This is a genomic window from Ottowia sp. (genome assembly GCF_046348305.1).
Taxonomy (GTDB): Bacteria; Pseudomonadota; Gammaproteobacteria; order Burkholderiales; family Burkholderiaceae_C; genus Ottowia.
In genome coordinates, this window is record NZ_JAXMEM010000014.1 from 16,770 (window position 1) to 33,698 (window position 16,929).

The 16,929-nt window shown below is 68.7% G+C and carries 17 protein-coding genes; 16 read left to right on the forward strand and 1 reads right to left on the reverse strand.

Annotated elements, in window-relative coordinates:
• The 16 genes from U1F38_RS15600 (at position 1) to U1F38_RS15675 (ending at position 15,477) form a co-directional block, all read left to right on the forward strand.
• Positions 1–435, forward strand: coding sequence for a MerR family transcriptional regulator (locus U1F38_RS15600; RefSeq protein ID WP_409987993.1), 435 nt, complete (start codon positions 1–3; stop codon positions 433–435).
• Between the two features lie 31 nt (positions 436–466).
• Positions 467–919: a PaaI family thioesterase gene (locus U1F38_RS15605; protein WP_409988069.1), complete on the forward strand. Its 453-nt coding sequence runs from the start codon at positions 467–469 to the stop codon at positions 917–919.
• A 26-nt stretch (positions 920–945) separates the two neighbouring features.
• Positions 946–2,121, forward strand: coding sequence for an isovaleryl-CoA dehydrogenase (locus U1F38_RS15610; RefSeq protein ID WP_409987994.1), 1,176 nt, complete (start codon positions 946–948; stop codon positions 2,119–2,121).
• Between the two features lie 27 nt (positions 2,122–2,148).
• On the forward strand, positions 2,149–2,976 hold the full coding sequence (locus U1F38_RS15615; RefSeq protein WP_409987995.1) for a hypothetical protein: 828 nt from the start codon (positions 2,149–2,151) through the stop codon (positions 2,974–2,976).
• Positions 2,977–2,986: 10 nt separating this feature from the next.
• Entirely contained in the window at positions 2,987–3,658 is a 672-nt protein-coding gene (gene can / locus U1F38_RS15620) for a carbonate dehydratase (protein WP_409987996.1), read from the forward strand.
• A gap of 4 nt (positions 3,659–3,662) precedes the next feature.
• On the forward strand, positions 3,663–5,573 hold the full coding sequence (gene aceK, locus U1F38_RS15625) for a bifunctional isocitrate dehydrogenase kinase/phosphatase (protein WP_409987997.1): 1,911 nt from the start codon (positions 3,663–3,665) through the stop codon (positions 5,571–5,573).
• 75 nt (positions 5,574–5,648) lie between these two features.
• Positions 5,649–5,852: a type II toxin-antitoxin system VapB family antitoxin gene (locus U1F38_RS15630; RefSeq protein ID WP_409987998.1), complete on the forward strand. Its 204-nt coding sequence runs from the start codon at positions 5,649–5,651 to the stop codon at positions 5,850–5,852.
• Positions 5,849–6,229 carry a type II toxin-antitoxin system VapC family toxin gene (locus U1F38_RS15635; RefSeq protein ID WP_409987999.1) on the forward strand — a complete coding sequence of 127 codons (381 nt, stop codon included), beginning with the start codon at positions 5,849–5,851 and terminating at the stop codon, positions 6,227–6,229. Before U1F38_RS15630 ends, U1F38_RS15635 begins: the two co-directional genes overlap by 4 nt.
• A gap of 117 nt (positions 6,230–6,346) precedes the next feature.
• Positions 6,347–7,528, forward strand: coding sequence for an acetyl-CoA C-acyltransferase (locus U1F38_RS15640; protein WP_409988000.1), 1,182 nt, complete (start codon positions 6,347–6,349; stop codon positions 7,526–7,528).
• 363 nt (positions 7,529–7,891) lie between these two features.
• Positions 7,892–8,563, forward strand: a complete 672-nt coding sequence (locus U1F38_RS15645; RefSeq protein WP_409988001.1) for an SDR family oxidoreductase — start codon at positions 7,892–7,894, stop codon at positions 8,561–8,563.
• 84 nt (positions 8,564–8,647) lie between these two features.
• A complete protein-coding gene (locus U1F38_RS15650; protein WP_409988002.1) occupies positions 8,648–9,970 on the forward strand; it encodes a glutamate carboxypeptidase in 1,323 nt (440 codons plus the stop codon).
• Positions 9,971–9,973: 3 nt separating this feature from the next.
• A complete protein-coding gene (locus U1F38_RS15655) occupies positions 9,974–11,110 on the forward strand; it encodes an acyl-CoA dehydrogenase family protein (RefSeq protein WP_409988003.1) in 1,137 nt (378 codons plus the stop codon).
• A 5-nt stretch (positions 11,111–11,115) separates the two neighbouring features.
• On the forward strand, positions 11,116–11,538 hold the full coding sequence (locus U1F38_RS15660; protein ID WP_409988004.1) for a YchJ family protein: 423 nt from the start codon (positions 11,116–11,118) through the stop codon (positions 11,536–11,538).
• A gap of 82 nt (positions 11,539–11,620) precedes the next feature.
• Complete coding sequence (trkA, locus tag U1F38_RS15665; RefSeq protein ID WP_409988005.1) at positions 11,621–13,006, forward strand: Trk system potassium transporter TrkA; 1,386 nt, start codon at positions 11,621–11,623, stop codon at positions 13,004–13,006.
• Between the two features lie 138 nt (positions 13,007–13,144).
• Positions 13,145–14,605 carry a TrkH family potassium uptake protein gene (locus U1F38_RS15670; RefSeq protein WP_409988006.1) on the forward strand — a complete coding sequence of 487 codons (1,461 nt, stop codon included), beginning with the start codon at positions 13,145–13,147 and terminating at the stop codon, positions 14,603–14,605.
• Positions 14,606–14,796: 191 nt separating this feature from the next.
• Positions 14,797–15,477 carry a transglutaminase-like domain-containing protein gene (locus tag U1F38_RS15675; protein ID WP_409988007.1) on the forward strand — a complete coding sequence of 227 codons (681 nt, stop codon included), beginning with the start codon at positions 14,797–14,799 and terminating at the stop codon, positions 15,475–15,477.
• 78 nt (positions 15,478–15,555) lie between these two features.
• Here U1F38_RS15675 and U1F38_RS15680 read toward each other — a convergent pair whose 3' ends face one another.
• The gene (locus U1F38_RS15680; RefSeq protein WP_409988008.1) at positions 15,556–16,911 is read right to left on the reverse strand and encodes an amidase; all 1,356 of its coding nucleotides are present in this window, start codon (positions 16,909–16,911) and stop codon (positions 15,556–15,558) included.
• Between the last annotated feature and the right edge of the window lie 18 nt (positions 16,912–16,929).

The window sequence follows — 16,929 nt, forward strand, 5'->3', positions numbered from 1 at the left end:
ATGACCGCCACCACCTACACCATCAGCGACCTGGCGCGCGAGTTCGACCTCACGCCGCGTGCCATGCGCTTTTACGAGGACATGGGCCTGCTGCAGCCGGAGCGGCGCGGCCCGGGCGGGCGCCAGCGCGTGTACAGCAACCGCGACCGCACGCGCCTGAAACTGACCTTGCGCGCCAAGCGCCTGGGCCTGTCGCTGATCGAGGCGCGCGAGCTGATCGACATGTACGACAGCCCGCGCGACAGCCGCCCGCAGCTGGAGCGCTTTCTGGCCGTGCTGGGCCAGCACCGCACCCAACTGGAGGCGCAACTGGCCGAGCTGCAGGCCACGCTGGGCGAGATCAGCCAGCACGAAAAAGACGCCCGCGCCCTGCTGGCGCGGCTGGCGCCCCAGTCCCCGGCGGCGCGGCGCGCGCCCGCCAAGGCGCCGGTCTGACGCCTTGGTCCCGCAAAATCGCCCCTTGACCATGACCACCGAAGCGCCCCCCATCCCGCACCCCGCCCTGCACCAGCGCGTGGCCGACAGCCTGGCCCGCCAGGGCCTGATGCGCCACCTGCAGGCACGCCTGGTGCGCGTGGCGCCGGGCGAGGTCGAGCTGTGGCTGCCCTATTCGGACAAGGTGACGCAGCAGCAGGACGGCTTTCACGGCGGCGCCATCGGCGCGCTGGCCGACATTGCCGGTGGCTACGCGGGGCTCACGGTCGCGCCCGAGGGCATGGAAGTCGTCACGGTGGAGTACAAGATCAACTTTCTGGGCAACGACCAGGGCGGCGGCCTGCGCGCCATCGGCCGCGTGGTCAAGCCGGGCAAGCGCCTGATCGTCACCAGCGCCGAGATCACGCACGTGGCGGACGACGGCAGGGCCAGCGCCTGCGCGCTGATGCAGCAGACGCTGATGGCCGTGCCCAAGGCGTATTGATTCAATTTTTTCAGGAGACCCTCACCATGAGCAACTTGACCGGCCTGAACTTTCACCTGGGCGAAGACATCGACGCCCTGCGCGAGGCGGTGCGCGCCTTTGCCGCCGAAGAAATCGCCCCGCTGGCCGCACAGGTGGACCGCGACAACCTGTTTCCCCACCAGCTCTGGCCCAAGCTGGGCGAGCTGGGCCTGCACGGCATGACGGTGAAGGAAGAATACGGCGGCACCGCGCTGGGTTATCTGGCGCACATCGTGGCGATGGAAGAGGTCTCGCGGGCTTCGGCCTCGGTGGGCCTGTCCTATGGCGCGCACTCCAACCTGTGCGTCAACCAGATTCACCGCAACGGCAGCGAGGCGCAGAAGAAGAAATATCTGCCCAAGCTGGTGAGCGGCGAGCACGTGGGCGCGCTGGCGATGAGCGAGCCGGGTGCCGGCAGCGACGTGGTCAGCATGAAACTGCGCGCCGACAAGAAGGACGGCTATTTCGTGCTGAACGGCAGCAAGATGTGGATCACCAACGGCGGCGACGCCGACACGCTGGTGATCTACGCCAAGACCGAGCCCGAGATGGGCGCGCGCGGCATGACCGCCTTCATCGTCGAGAAGGGCTTCAAGGGCTTTTCTGCCGGCACCAAGCTGGACAAGCTGGGCATGCGCGGCAGCAACACGTATCCGCTGTTCTTCGACAACTGCGAGGTGCCGGCGGAGAACGTGATGGGCGGCGAGGGCATGGGCGCCAAGGTGCTGATGAGCGGGCTGGACTACGAGCGCGCGGTGCTCTCGGGCGGGCCGCTGGGCATCATGGCCGCGTGCATGGACGCGGTGGTGCCCTACGTGCATGAGCGCCAGCAGTTCGGCCAGAGCATCGGCGAGTTCCAGCTCATGCAAGGCAAGGTGGCCGACATGTACAGCACCTGGCAGGCCACGCGCGCCTACGTTTACGCCGTGGGCCGCGCCGCCGACCATGCCGACCACGCGCGCAGCTTTCGCAAGGACGCGGCTGGTGCCATTTTGTATTCGGCCGAAAAAGCCACCTGGATGGCCGGCGAGGCGATCCAGGCGCTGGGCGGCGTGGGCTACACCAAGGACTTCCCCGTCGAGCGCCTGTGGCGCGACGCCAAGCTGTACGAGATCGGCGCCGGCACCAGCGAAATCCGCCGCATGCTGATCGGCCGCGAGCTGTTTGCCGAGACCTGCTGAGCCACCCCATCGACCGACCCGCCGTTCATGTATTCCGCCCCGATCTGGTACCACTGGGTCTACAACCTCAGCGAGCCCGCCCTGTATGCCACCTGCCTGCTCGGCACGACCTTGCTGGCCCTGCTGGTCGGGCTGCTGCTGACGGCGGTGCGCCGGTATGCGGGCGACCGGCAGGCGTCCAGCTTTCCGCCGGGGCTGGTGACGGCGATCGCGCTGCCCACCTCGCTGGTCATCGGGCTGATGGCCAGCGACGTCTCGCGGCGCTACAACGAGGCCCAGGACAACGTCATGCAGGAAGCCCGCACCGTGGCCGCCCTGCAGCACGCGCTGACCGAGCTGCCCGCCACGGCGTCCGCGGCCCTGCAGGAGGAGCTGACGCACTACGTGACGCAGGAGCTGTCGCGCGAATGGGAGCAGTTGCAGCGCGCGCAGGTGCCGCTGGGGCTGTCGCCGGCGCTGATCCGCATCGGCGTCGGCCTGGCCGCCCTGCAACCCGCCCGCGCGGCGCGCGCGGTGAGCGACGGCGTGATCGAGAACATCCAGGTGCAGCTGCGCGAGCTGCAGCGCCTGCGCACCCAGCGCTCGCAGCTGGCACTGGGCAAAATGGACAGCCCCCAATGGATGATCGTGGCCGTGCTGCTGCTGTGCTGCGCGGCCGTGATGATCGAAGTGACCGTGCACCACCGTCGCAACCGGATCATGGCCATGACCCTGTTCGTCTTCAGCTACGGCTCACTGGTCTACATGATCGCCACCAACGACCGCCCGTTCTCGGGCGGCGTCTCGGTGACGCCGGAGCCCATTGCCCGCATCTTCACGCAGCAAGAAGCCGTCTTGCCCAACCTGTCTCGTTGAAAGCCCCACCATGCCCGACTCCCTGCAACACCTGATCGACAACAACCGCACCTGGGCCGAGCGCATGGAGCGCGAGCAACCGGGCTTCTTCAAAACCCTGGCGCAGCAGCAGAACCCCAAGTACATGTGGATCGGCTGCTCCGACAGTCGCGTGCCCGCCAACCAGGTCACGGGCCTGGAGCCGGGCGAGGTGTTCGTGCACCGCAACGTGGCCAACGTGGTGGTCAGCTCGGACCTGAACGCGCTGTCGGTCATCCAGTTCGCGGTGGACGTGCTCAAGGTCGAGCACATCCTGGTGGTGGGCCACTACGGCTGCGGCGGCGTGCTGGCGGTGCTGCGCGAGCAGCGCATCGGCCTGGGCGACAACTGGCTGCGCCACGTGCACGACGTCAAGCAGCGCCACCGCGGCCGCTGGATGCACCTGTGCACCGCCGAGCAGGAGAGCACGCTGTGCGAGATGAACGTGATCGAGCAGGTCGGCCACGTGGCCGAAACCACCGTGGTGCAGGACGCCTGGGCGCGCGGCCAGAAGCTGGCCGTGCACGGCTGGTGCTACGGCCTGAAGGACGGGCTGGTGAAAGACCTGGGCGTGACCATGTCGCGCGCCGACCACGTGGTGCAGGTCTACAGCGACGCCATCAAGCGCTATCCAAGGCAGCCCGTCAACACCGACGCGGCTTGAGCCCATGACCCCGGCGCTGACCGCCGAGCAAGCCGCGCTGGCACACGAGCTGGCGCGCGCGATGATCGACGGCTTCAACCGCCACTACCGCCTGTTTCGCACGGAAAGCGCACGCGCCAAGCACCGCTTCGAGACCGGCGACTGGCACGGCCAGCAGCGCGCGCAGCGCGAGCGCATCGAGTTCTACGACCTGCGCGTGAAGGAGTGCGTGCGCCGGCTGGAGCGCGAGTTTGCCGCCGGCGCGCAACCCATGGACGTGTGGCAGCAGGTCAAGCTGCAATTCATCGGCATGCTGGTGCGCCACCAGCAGCCCGAGCTGGCCGAGACCTTCTTCAACTCGGTCACCACCAAGATCCTGCACCGCAACTACTTCCAGAACGACTTCATCTTCGTGCGCCCGGCCATCAGCACCGAGTACATGGAGACCGAAGGCCCGCGCACGCGTCCCACGTTTCGCGCCTTCTACCCGCGGCTGGACGCGCTGGCGGACACCGTGCGCGAGGTGATCGAATCGTTCGAGCTGCGCTGCCACTTCGAGGACATCGGGCGCGATGCCGGCTGGGTGGCCGCCGCCATGCGCCGCGAGCTGGGCGACGGCCGGCCGCGCAGCAACTTCCAGATCCAGGTGCTGACCAGCCTGTTTTATCGCAACAAGGGCGCGTACCTGGTCGGCAAGATCATCAACGGCTTTCGCGAAGTCCCGTTTGCCCTGCCCATCCTGCACCGCGCGCCGGGCACGCTGTATGTCGATGCGGCGCTGTTCGGCGAAGAGGATTTGCTGATCCTGTTTTCCTTCTCGCGCGCCTACTTCATGGTGGACATGGAGATTCCATCGGCCTACGTGCAGTTCCTGCGCAGCCTGATGCCGCGCAAGCCGCGCGCCGAGCTCTACAACACCCTGGGCCTGGCCAAGCAGGGCAAGAACCTGTTTTATCGCGACCTGCTGTGGCACCTGCGGCACTCCACCGACCGCTTCCGCATCGCGCCCGGCATCCGGGGCATGGTGATGCTGGTGTTCGATTTGCCCAGCTTTCCCTACGTGTTCAAGGTCATCCGCGACCGCATCGCGCCGCCCAAGGACACCACGCGCGAGCAGGTGCGCGCCAAGTACCAGCTGGTCAAGCACCACGACCGCGTGGGCCGCATGGCCGACACCCTGGAGTTCTCGCTGCTGGCCTTTCCGCGCGCGCGCTTCGAGGACGAGCTGATTGCCGAGCTGGCGCAGCACGCGCCCAGCCAGCTCGAAATCTCCGACCGCGACGGCGACGGCCAGATCGAGGTCATCATCGCGCACGCCTACATCGAGCGGCGCATGATCCCGCTCAACCTCTACCTGCAGGAGGCCTTCGACGCCGGCGAGCACGACGCCGCCGCGCAGGCGCAGCTGGAGCACGCCGTCATCGAATACGGCAACGCCATCAAGGACCTGGTCGCCGCCAACATCTTTCCGGGCGACATGCTCTACAAGAACTTCGGCGTCACGCGCCACGGGCGGGTGGTGTTCTACGACTACGACGAAATCGAATACATCACCGACTGCCACTTTCGCCACGTGCCCCCGCCGCGCACCGAGGAAGACGAGTTGAGCGGCGAGCCCTGGTACCCCGTGGCCAAGGGCGACGTCTTTCCCGAGACCTTCGCCCCCTTCCTGCTGGGCAACCCGCGCGTGCGCGCCGCCTTCATGCGCCACCACGCCGATCTGCTCACGCCCGAGTTCTGGCAGCAAAACAAGGAGCGCATCCAGCGCGGCGAGGTGATCGATTTTTATCCCTACGGCGCGCACCGACGCTTCGACTTCAACGGCGGCGTGGCCGGCGCGCGCGAGCTGGCGGACCCGCGCGCCGCCAGCGTGGAGACGCCCGCGGATCGGCCGGATACCACGGCACCGGCCACGGCGATAGAGCCGTCGGAATGACAGGGTCTGCATCCATTTTGATGGCGCACCGCATCAAATTGGATGTATATTGACATGGTCATTGAAGGAATCCCCATGCGAACCACGGTCACCATCGACGACGCGCTGTACGAAAAAGCGCTCGAAGTCGCCGACCCGGAGATGGACAAGGCGGACCTGTTCCGCGAGGCCATCAAAACCTTCGTGCGGGTGCAATCGGCCAAGCGGCTGGCCGCCCTGGGCGCCAGCCGCCCCGACATGAAGGACATTCCCCGCCGCCGCGAGCGCGCGCCGGCATGACCAGCGTGCTGGTCGACACCAGCGTGTGGGTCGATCACTTTCGACGCCACAACGGCGCTCTGGCCGCGCTGCTCGCCGCCGACCAGGTGCTCGCGCATCCGCTCGTCATCGGCGAGATTGCCTGCGGCACGCCGCCCCGACGCCAGCAGACCCTGTCCGACCTCGACAACCTGCAAGCGGCGCGACAGGCCAGCGTGCGTGAAGCCATGGATTTCGTGGACCGCGAACAATTGTTCGGCCAGGGCTGCGGCCTGGTGGACGTGCTGCTGCTGGCATCCACCCTGATGACGCCGGGCGCGCGGCTGTGGACGCTGGACAAGCGGCTTGGCGCCCTGGCCGAGCGCTTTGGGGCCCTGCATGCAGCACCCTTGCTTTGACGCCGATCCTCTGCAACAGGTCATCATGAAACCCCACGCCGTCCCGCCCATGATTTTGTGGCTGCCCCACAGCCGCTTGGCAATCCATCCCATCGATTCTTGAAAAGGAGCTCCGACATGTCCGACCCCATCGTCATCGTTTCCGCCGCCCGCACCCCCATGGGCAGCTTTCAGGGCGACTTTGCCAATCTGGCCGCGCACGACCTGGGCGGCGTGGCCATCAAGGCCGCCGTCGAGCGCGCGGGCATCAAGCCCGAACTCGTCACCGAGGTGCTGTTCGGCAACTGCCTGATGGCCGGCCAGGGCCAGGCGCCGGCGCGGCAGGCCGCTTTCAAGGGCGGGCTGCCCAAGAGTGCGGGGGCGGTGACGCTGTCCAAGATGTGCGGCTCCGGCATGCGCGCGGCGATGTTCGCGCACGACATGCTGGTGGCCGGCAGCCATGAGGTGCTGGTGGCCGGCGGCATGGAGAGCATGACCGGCGCGCCCTACCTGCTGCAAAAGGGGCGCGCGGGCTATCGCATGGGGCACGACCGCATCTTTGACCACATGATGCTCGACGGCCTGGAAGATGCCTACGAACCCGGCCGCAGCATGGGCACCTTCGGCGAGGACTGCGCGGCCAAGTACCACTTCACGCGCGAGCAGCAGGACAACTTTGCGATTGCCAGCGTGCAGCGGGCGCAGGCCGCTATCAAATCAGGTGCATTCAAGGACGAAATCGCGCCCGTGACGGTGAAGGACCGCAAGGGCGAGCGCGTGGTGGACACCGACGAAGGCCCGGGCAAGGTCAAGCTGGACAAGATCGCCACGCTCAAGCCTGCCTTCAAGAAGGATGGCACGGTGACGGCCGCCAGCAGCTCGAGCATCAACGACGGCGCCGCCGCCATGGTGCTGATGCGCGAGAGCACCGCCAAGAAGCTGGGCTGCAAGCCGCTGGCGCGCATCGTCAGCCACGCCACGCACGCGCAGGAGCCCGAGTGGTTCAGCACGGCGCCGATTGGCGCGACCGAGAAGGCGCTGCAAAAGGCGGGTTGGACGGTGGGCGACGTCGATCTGTGGGAAGTGAACGAGGCCTTTGCCGTGGTGCCGATGGCGCTGATGCACGATCTGAAGGTGCCGCACGAGAAGGTCAACGTCAACGGCGGCGCCTGCGCCCTGGGCCACCCGATCGGCTGCAGCGGTGCGCGCATCATGGTGACGCTGATCCATGCGCTGAAGGCGCGCGGCCTGAAGAAAGGCCTGGCCACGCTGTGCATCGGCGGCGGCGAGGCGACGGCGGTGGCGCTGGAGGTGGTGTAGGCCGCCATGCCAACGGCCGAACGCGGAGGACGCAAAGAATGCGCAAAGGCCGCAGAAGAAGTCCATTTCAGTTATCCATGGCGCTGCGCGCCACCCGCAGAGCATGAAACCCAAAGAGCCCAATGGCCGCGGAGCAGGCCGTGCCAGCGATCGCCGTGGCCGGGGTCTCCCCGGCCACTGGCGATGCCCCCTTCAGGGGGTGGGCGAAACATCGCGCAGCGAGTGGAGACTGGGGGTGTTTCATCTCAGTTCTTTGCGTTCTGTGCGAAACCGTGGCATCTTCTGGCTTTATGCTTCTGATTTAATAGCTGTTTGCGCTTGCTGCACAAGCGCCAAAGCCATTTTTCATTCATAAACGCCACCATGCCCACCACCCTCATCATCGGCGCCTCGCGCGGCATCGGGCTCGAGCTGGCGCGCCAGGCCCGGGCCGCCGGCGAGCGCGTGATCGCCAGCGCGCGCGACGACGCCGCGCTCGAACGCCTGCGCGCGCTGGGCGCCGAGGCGCTGCGCCTGGACGTGGCCGACCCCGCCAGCGTGAGCGGCCTGGCCTGGCAGCTCGATGGCGAGAAGATCGACACCGCCTGGCAGGTGGCCGGCGTGATGGGCTCGCGCGCCGACGCGCACCAGCCGCCGACCCAGGCCGATTTCGATCACGTCATGCACGCCAATGTGCTGGGGGCGATGCAGCTCATCCCGCAAGTGGCGCCGCTGGTCGAGGCCGCCGACGGCCGCATGGCGTTCGTGTCCAGCACGATGGGCCAGATCGCCACGGTGGCGGGCAGCAACGACTGGCTCTACCGTGTCAGCAAGGCGGCGCTCAACATGGTGGTGGCCGCCGCGCAGCACAGCTACCCGCGGGCGATCCTGGTGTGCCTGCACCCCGGCTGGGTGCGCACCGACATGGGCGGCAGCAGCGCACCGGTCGCGCCCGCCGACAGCGTGGCCGGCCTGCGGCGCGTGGTGGCGGCGCTGGGTGCGGCCGACCGCGGCAGTTTCATCCGCTACGACGGCTCGCGCCTGGACGGCTGGTAGGTCCGGGTCGCTTGGCCGCGCCGCCCATGCGCTGGGCTAAAGTGTCAGGCACAGAGAGACCACCGACACACGAGGAGACCACCCATGCATTGCAAAGCCCGCGCCCCATGGGGCGCCACCGTCGTCGCTCTGGCCCTGCTGGCCGGTTGTGCTCAACCCGGCTCGGGCAGCGCCAGCAGCGCACCAGCCACCAGCACCACCGCCGCACTTGCGGCTGTACCCGCGCCCGCCCGTGGCGTGGACAGCGCCCTGATGGCTGCTGCCACGGCCGACCAGGGCGCCACGCTCAAGACACTGGAGCAACTGGTCAACATCGAAACGGGCACGGGCGACGCCGCCGGCATGGCGGCCATGGCCGACTTGCTGACCCAGCAGCTGCAGGCGCTGGGCGCCACCGTGTCGCGCCACAAGCCCGACGCCGGCGTGGCGGGCGAGAACATCATCGGCCGCATCCCGGGCAAGGGCACGCGCAAGCTGCTGCTGATGGCGCACATGGACACGGTGTACGCCAAGGGCACGCTGGCCAAGACGCCGTTTCGCGTGGAGGGCAACCTGGCCTACGGCCCCGGCATTGCCGACGACAAGGGCGGCATCGCCGTGATCCTGCACACGCTCAAGCTGCTCAAGGCCAGCGGCTTTGATGGCTGGGGCGAGGTGGTGGTGCTGTTCAACACCGACGAGGAGCGCGGCTCCTTCGGCTCGCGTGCCCTCATCCAGCAACTGGCCGCGCAGGCCGACAACGTGCTGTCCTTCGAGCCCACCATGGCCGGGCAGGAATCGCTGATCCTGGGCACGGCCGGCATCGTGTACTACAAGGTGGCGATCAAGGGCCTGGCGGCGCACGCCGGCGCCAACCCCGAGCTGGGCGTGAACGCGCTGGTCGAGGCCTCCGACATCGTGCTGCGCACCATGGACCTGGACGACAAGGCGCGTGATCTGCGCTTCAACTGGACGGTGGGCCAGGCGGGCAAGGTGCCCAACATCATCCCCGACGCGGCCAACCTGGAGGCCAATATCCGCTACGCCCGCCGCGAGGACCTGGACCAGCTGCTGGCCACGCTGGAGCAGCGCATCCAGGGCAAGAAAAAGCTGGAGAAGGCGCAGATCACCATCACGCCCGACTTCGGGCGCCCCGCCTTCAACGCCAATGTCGGCGGGCGCAAGATGGTGGAGCAGGCCGTGGCGATCTACCAGGAGACCGGCCACAAGATCGCCGTGGTGCCGCGCGTGGGCGGTGGCACCGACGCGGCCTATGCGGCGCTGTCGGGCAAGCCGGTGATCGAGAGCCTGGGCCTGCCGGGCTTCGGCTATCACAGCGACAAGGCCGAATACGTCGAGATCGACGCCATCCCGCGCCGCCTGTACCTGGCCGCGCGGCTGATCAAGACCCTGTCGTCCGGGGGCTGAACCATGCTGCTGACCCAAGACCAGCAAATGATTCGCGACGCCGTGCGCGCGTTTGCGCAGCAGGAGCTGTGGCCCCACGCAGGTGAATGGGACAAGGCCCACACCTTCCCTGCCGCCGCCCACAAGGGCCTGGCCGAGCTGGGCGCCTACGGCATTTGCGTACCCGAGGAATACGGCGGCGCCGGGCTGGACTACCTCACGCTGGCGCTGGTGCTGGAAGAAATCGCCGCCGGCGACGGCGGCACCAGCACGCCGATCAGCGTGACCAACTGCCCCTACAACGCCATCCTGATGCGCTACGGCAGCGAGGCGCAAAAGCAGCAGTGGCTGGCGCCGGCCGCGCGCGGCGAGATGCTGGGCGCGTTTGCGCTGACCGAGCCGCACGTGGGCAGCGACGCATCCGCCCTGCGCACCACGGCCGTGCGGCAGGGCGACGAATACGTGCTCAACGGCGTCAAGCAGTTCATCACCAGCGGTGCCAACGGCCACGCCGCCATCGTCATCGCCGTCACCGACAAGGCCGCCGGCAAGCGCGGCATGAGCGCGTTTGTCGTGCCCACCCACAAGCTGGGCAACGCCGGCTGGCAGGTGGCGCGCCTCGAAGACAAGCTGGGCCAGCACAGCAGCGACACGGCGCAGATCAACCTGCAGGACTGCCGAGTGCCGGCCGCCAACCTCATCGGCGAAGAGGGCGAGGGCTACAGGATTGCCCTGAGCGCGCTGGAGGGCGGGCGCATCGGCATCGGCGCGCAAAGCGTGGGCATGGCGCGCAGCGCACTGGAGGTGGCCGTGGCGTATGCCAAGGAGCGCGAGAGCTTTGGCACCGCCATCATCAACCACCAGGCGGTGGCCTTCCGGCTGGCCGAATGTGCGACCCGCCTGGAGGCTGCGCGCCAGCTGATCTGGCACGCCGCCGCCCTGCGCGACGCCGGCCAGCCCTGCCTGAAGGAAGCCGCCATGGCCAAGCTGTTTGCCACCGAGACGGCCGAGGCCGTGTGCAGCGCCGCCATCCAGACCCTGGGCGGCTACGGCTACGTCAGCGACTTTCCGCTGGAGCGCATCTACCGCGACGTGCGCGTGTGCCAGATCTACGAGGGCACCAGCGACGTGCAGAAGATCATCATTACCCGCGCACTCTGAACCCCATGGCCGAGCGCCTGACTCGCGCCGCCGCGTGTCCCTGCGGCGGTCGCCCCGCTGGCACGCCGTACCTCGGCTGCTGCGGCCGCTACATCGCGCACTTGGCCGACACCCCCGCCCCGGACGCCGAGGCGCTGATGCGCTCGCGCTACTCGGCCTTCGTGCGTGAAGACGCCGCGTACCTGCTGGCCACCTGGCACGCCAGCACGCGCCCGGCCGCGCTGACGCTGGCGCCTGGCGTGCAGTGGCTGGGCCTGCAAGTGCGCGCACATCGGCGGCTGGATGACACGCATGCCGAGGTCGAATTCGTCGCCCGCTCGCGCACCGGCGGCGCACGCGCGCAGCGCCTGCACGAGCGCAGCCGCTTCGTGCGCGAGCAGGACGCCGGGGCCGGGCGCTGGTTTTACGTGGACGGCCTCTTGTTCTAGAATCGTTTTGGCCCACAGCCGGCACCCATTCAGCGCAACCAGCTACAACAATGATAGTTTTCCTTGACTCGGGAGACCCGGCATGCGCATCCTGATCCTCGGCGCCGGCCGCGTGGGCGAGAGCGTGGCCGAGACCCTGGTGTCCGAGGCCAACGACATCACGCTGATCGACACCGACCCGGTCCTGCTGCGCAAGCTGGAGGAGCGCCTGGAACTGCGCGGCGTGGCCGGCAACGGCACCCTGCCCTCGGTGCTGCGCGGCGCCGGCGCCGACGACTGCGATCTGTTCATTGCCGCCACCGGCACCGACGCCACCAACCTGGTGGCCTGCAAGGTGGCGCACGACGTGTTCGGCGTTCCGAGCACCATCGCGCGCCTGCGTTCGTCCGAGTTTCGCGATGACGAACTGCTGGGCAAGGACGGCTTTGCGGTGGACCGCATGATCTGCCCCGAGGAATCGGTCACGCGCTACATCCAGCTGCTGATCGACTACCCCGGCGCGCTGCAGGTGGTGCGCTTTTCGCAGGGGCAGGCGCACATGGCGGTGGTGCGCGTGGCCGAGGGCAGCGCGCTGGCCGGCCGCAGCATTGCCGAATTTCGCCAGCAGCACCCCGACTTGCCGATGCGCATCGTCGCCGTCTACCGCAACGACGCCGAACAGCCCTGCGCGGCCGACACGCGCGTGCAGGACGGCGACGAGATCTTCGTGCTCACCGGCCTCGAAAGCCTGCGCCCCGCGCTGCGCGCCATCGGCAACCCCGACCGCCGCGTGCGCCGCGTGATGATCGCCGGCGGCGGCCGCGTGGGCCTGCGCCTGGCGCGCGAGCTGGTGGGCCAGTGCGACGTGAGGGTGTTCGAGGCCGACCGCAAACGCTGCGACTACCTGGCCGGCGAGCTGCCGCGCGAGATGCTGGTGCTGCAGGGCGATGGCGCCGACGAGGAGCTGCTGCGCGCCGAGGGCGTGGGCGAGACCGACCTGTTCATCGCGCTGACCAGCGACGACGAGGACAACATCCTGGCCGCGATGCTGGCCAAGCGCATGGGCGCGCGCCGCGTGATCGCGCTGGTCAACCGCCGCGCCTATGCCGAGATGCTGCAGGGCAGCACCATCGACATCGCCATCTCGCCGGCGCAGGCGATGATCGGCGAGCTGTTGCTGCACGTGCGCCGCGGCGCGGTGGCGGCGGTGCACAGCCTGCGCCGCGGCACGGCCGAGGCGCTGGAGGGCGTGGCCCGCGGCGACGCCAAGACCTCGCACCTCGTCGGCCGGCGCGTGGATCAGATCAAGCTGCCCGCCGGCGCGCGCGTGGGTGCCATCGTGCGCGGCGCGGGCAACGCCGCCCACACCCTGGTGCCGCGCCACGACACGCTGTTCGAGACCGACGACCACGTGATCATCTTCCTGCCGCACAAGAGCATGGTGCGCGAGGTGGAAAAGCTGTTTCAGGTGCGGGCCACTTTTTTTTGAGATGCGCGCGGGCTTGTCCACGTTGGTTCTCATCTCCTTCCCCCTCTGGGGGAAGGTTGGGATGGGGGCGCGCGCCAGCCACTCCAGCGCCGCTGGCCCCCACCCCAACCCTCCCCCAGAGGGGGAGGGAGTTCGATCATGACCCGCTTCGCCCCCGCCTTCCTGATCCTGTCCTGGGTCATCATGGGCTTTTCGTTTGCCTTCTGGGTGCCCATGGCCTGGGACTGGTGGGATGACAACGGGCGCAACCTGTCCGTCTGGGCCGGGTGCTTCGGCCTCACGCTGCTGACGGGGTTGTGGTTGTGGTGGCGCACGCGGCGCAGCCGCGGCGAGCTGACGGTGCGCGACGGCTTCCTGCTGGTCAACCTGGTGTGGCTGGTGCTGCCGGTGTATGCGGCGCTGCCCCTGCTGTTCACCGTGCACGGCATCAGCGTGGTGCAGGCCTACTTCGAGGCCATGAGCGGCCTGACGGCCACCGGCGCCACGTCGCTGGCGGGACTGGACCTGCTGGCGCCCTCGGTCAACATCTGGCGCTGCTTTCTGCAGTTGATCGGCGGGCTGGGCATCATGCTGCTGGCGCTGGCGGTGCTGCCCTTCCTGGGCCTGGGCGGCTTGCAGATCTTCAAGGCCGAGATGCCCGGCCCGATGAAGGATTCACGCCTGACCCCGCGCATCGCCGAAACCGCGCGCGGCATGTGGGGCGTTTACTTCGTGCTGTCGCTGGCCTGCTTTCTGGCCTACCGCTGGGGTGGCATGAGCTGGGCCGACGCCTTCATGCACATGTGCACCACGGTGGGCCTGGGCGGGCTCTCGTCGCACGACCAGAGCTTCGGCTACTGGAATTCGCCGCAGCTGGAATGGACGGCGGTGCTGTTCATGACCCTGGCCGGCATCAGCTTTGCGCGCTATTTTTTGCTGTGGCAGCTGCGCTCGCTGGCACCGCTCACGCGCGACGCCGAGGTGCGCGCCTACGTCACCGTGCTGCTGCTGGTCACCGCGCTGGTCACCGTGATGCTGCTCGCCCGCGGCGTGTACGACGACTTTCCCGGCGCCGTGCGGCACGCGGCATTTCAGGTGGTGTCGGTGGCCACCACCACCGGCTACTCGACCACCGACTACCTCACCTGGCCGACCTTCGTGCCCACGCTGATGCTGTTCTTGGGCTGCTTCGTCTCCTGCGCCGGCTCCACCGGCGGGGGCATCAAGATGGTGCGCATGCTGGTGCTGGTGCGGCTGGCCCAGCGCGAGCTGCTGCGCATCCTGCACCCGCGCGTGGTGCATCCGGTGACCCTGGGCGGCGCGCGCATCGCCAACGACGTGGTGGCCAACGTGATGGCCTTCATGCTGATCTACGGCGGCGTCATGGTGGCCCTGACCATGACGCTGCTGGCCTCGGGCCTGGACGTGGTCACCGCCTTTTCCGCGGTGATTGCCAACGTCAACAACATCGGCCCCGGCATGGGCCGCATCGGGCCGACCGGCAACTACGCCTCGTTCACCGACTTTCAACTGGCGCTGTGCGCGCTGGCCATGGTGCTGGGCCGGCTGGAGCTGCTGTCGATGCTGGTGCTGCTGACACCGCAGTTCTGGAAGCGATGAGAAATACCGGACGCAGAGGACGCGAAGAAGACGCAGAGGACGCAAAAAATTCACTTTGGTGAAGCGGCCTGACATGAGGCGCAGCATCGAAGCGAAAGCGACGCACCTTCCTTGAGTTTTTACGTCTTCTGCGAAACCCCGGCGTCCTGCGTTTGGCTGTTGAGTGTCGATTCACGCGATAGGATCAGCCCATGCCCGACCAACCCACCCCCGCCCACCTGGCCGCCACCCCCGCCATCGACCGCGACCACCCCACCGTGCAGGCCTTTGCCCGCCAGCACGCGCAGGGCGGCACCGACCGCGAGCGCGCCGTCGCCCTGGTGCTGGCGGTGCGCGACGGCTTTCGCTACGACCCCTACCGCATCGACCTGTCGCCCGCCGGCATGCGCGCCAGCACGGTGCTGGCCAACGGCTTTGGCTGGTGCGTGCCCAAGGCCACGCTGCTGGCGGCGGTGGCGCGCGCGGCGGGCATTCCGGCGCGGCTGGGCTTTGCCGACGTGCGCAACCACCTGTCCACCGAGCGCATGCGCCAGACCATGAAGACCGACCTGTTCATCTGGCACGGCTACACCGATCTGTGGCTGGATGGCGCCTGGCGCAAGGCCACGCCGGCCTTCAACATCGAGCTGTGCGAGAAGTTCGGCCTGCTGCCGCTCGACTTCGACGGCGTGCACGACTCGATCTACCACGCCTTCGACGCGGCCGGCCACCGGCACATGGAATACGTGAACCAGCGCGGGGCGTTCGACGACCTGCCGCTGGCGCAGATCACCGCCGACTTTCATCGCGTTTACGGCGACTGGATGCAGGGCGCCGGCGCGCAGGGCGACTTTTTGACCGACGTGGCGCGCGAGCCTGTCGCGGGCCGCTGAAACAAGGCTCGATTGCTACTTATTGAATAGCTGTCTGCGCAGGTCCATGGCCGATCAGCGGCCGAAATCGCTTGGAAATCAGGCGGCGCGCAGCAGCAACTCCACGCCTTGGCCCAGCGCCAGGATGTCGGGGTCGCGCCCGCCCGGGCCCGCCAGCATCAGCCCCACCGGCGCCTGCCCCGGCGCATGGCAGGGCAGCGACAGCGCGCAGCCATCCAGAAAATTGATCAGCGTGGGGTTGCGCAGGATCAGGCCGTTGGCGGCGAAGTAGGCCTCGTCGCTGGCTTCGAGGTTGGCCATGCGCGGGGCGACGATCGGCACCGTGGGCAGGACCAGCGCGTCGAAGCCGGATACGCGCGCCCCGACCTGCGCGATCCAGCGCCGGCGCGCGGCCAGCAGGTCGATGTAGTCGGCGGCGCCCATCTTCTCGCCGCCGCGAATGCGGCTGGACACGCGCGGGTCGTATTCGGCGCCGCGCTCGGCCAGCAGCGCGCGGTGCCAGGCCCAGGCCTCGGCGGCCGCCAGCGTGCCGCGCGCGTTCAGGGCGGCGAACTGGGCGAACTCGGGCACGGCCAGGCGGGTGATGCGCGCACCGGCCGCGGACAGGCGCGACAGCGCGCGCTCGAACGCCGACGCCACCGTCGCGTCCATGCCGTCGAGCACCACGGTCTGTGGCACCGCCAGGCGGGTGCCGGCCACGTCGCGCACCGTGGGCGCAGGCACGGGCTGGCCGGCCAGGACGGCGTCGGTGATGGCGCAGCAGCGCACGCTGGCGCCCAGCGGGCCGATCGAATCCAGCGAGGTGGACAGCGGCACCGTGCCGTCGATGGACACGCGTCGCTGCGTGGGCTTGAACCCGGTCAGGCCGCACAGCGCCGCAGGAATGCGCACCGAGCCGCCGGTGTCGCTGCCGATGGCCACCGCCGCCATGCCGTCGGTGACGGACACCGCCGCGCCGCTGCTGGAGCCGCCGGGAATGCGCCGGCTGGCGCGGTCCCAGGGATTGGCGGGCGTGCCCCAGTGCGGGTTGAGGCCCAGGCCCGAAAACGCGAACTCGCTCATGTTGGTGCGCCCGACGATCACCGCGCCGGCGGCGATCAGGCGGTCGATGACGGGGGCGTTGCGCGTGGCCGGCGGCGCGCCGCGCAGCACCGCCGATCCGGCCGTGGTGACCTCGCCGGCCACGTCGAACAAGTCCTTGACGGAAACCGGGATGCCCTCCAGCGGCGAGCGCACGATGCCGGCGGCGCGCAGGGTGTCGCTGGCGCGCGCAGCCGCCAGGGCGCGCTCCCGGCTGATGTGCGTGAACACGCGCGCGCCCTCGCCCGCCGCATCCTGCGCGCGCGCCAAGGCGGCTTCGGTCAGCGCCAGCGCGCGGGTGCGGCCAGCAGCCAAGGCCGCGCCGAGCTGTTCGAGTGTGGGCAGATGACTCATGTTTTTGTAGCTGGTTGC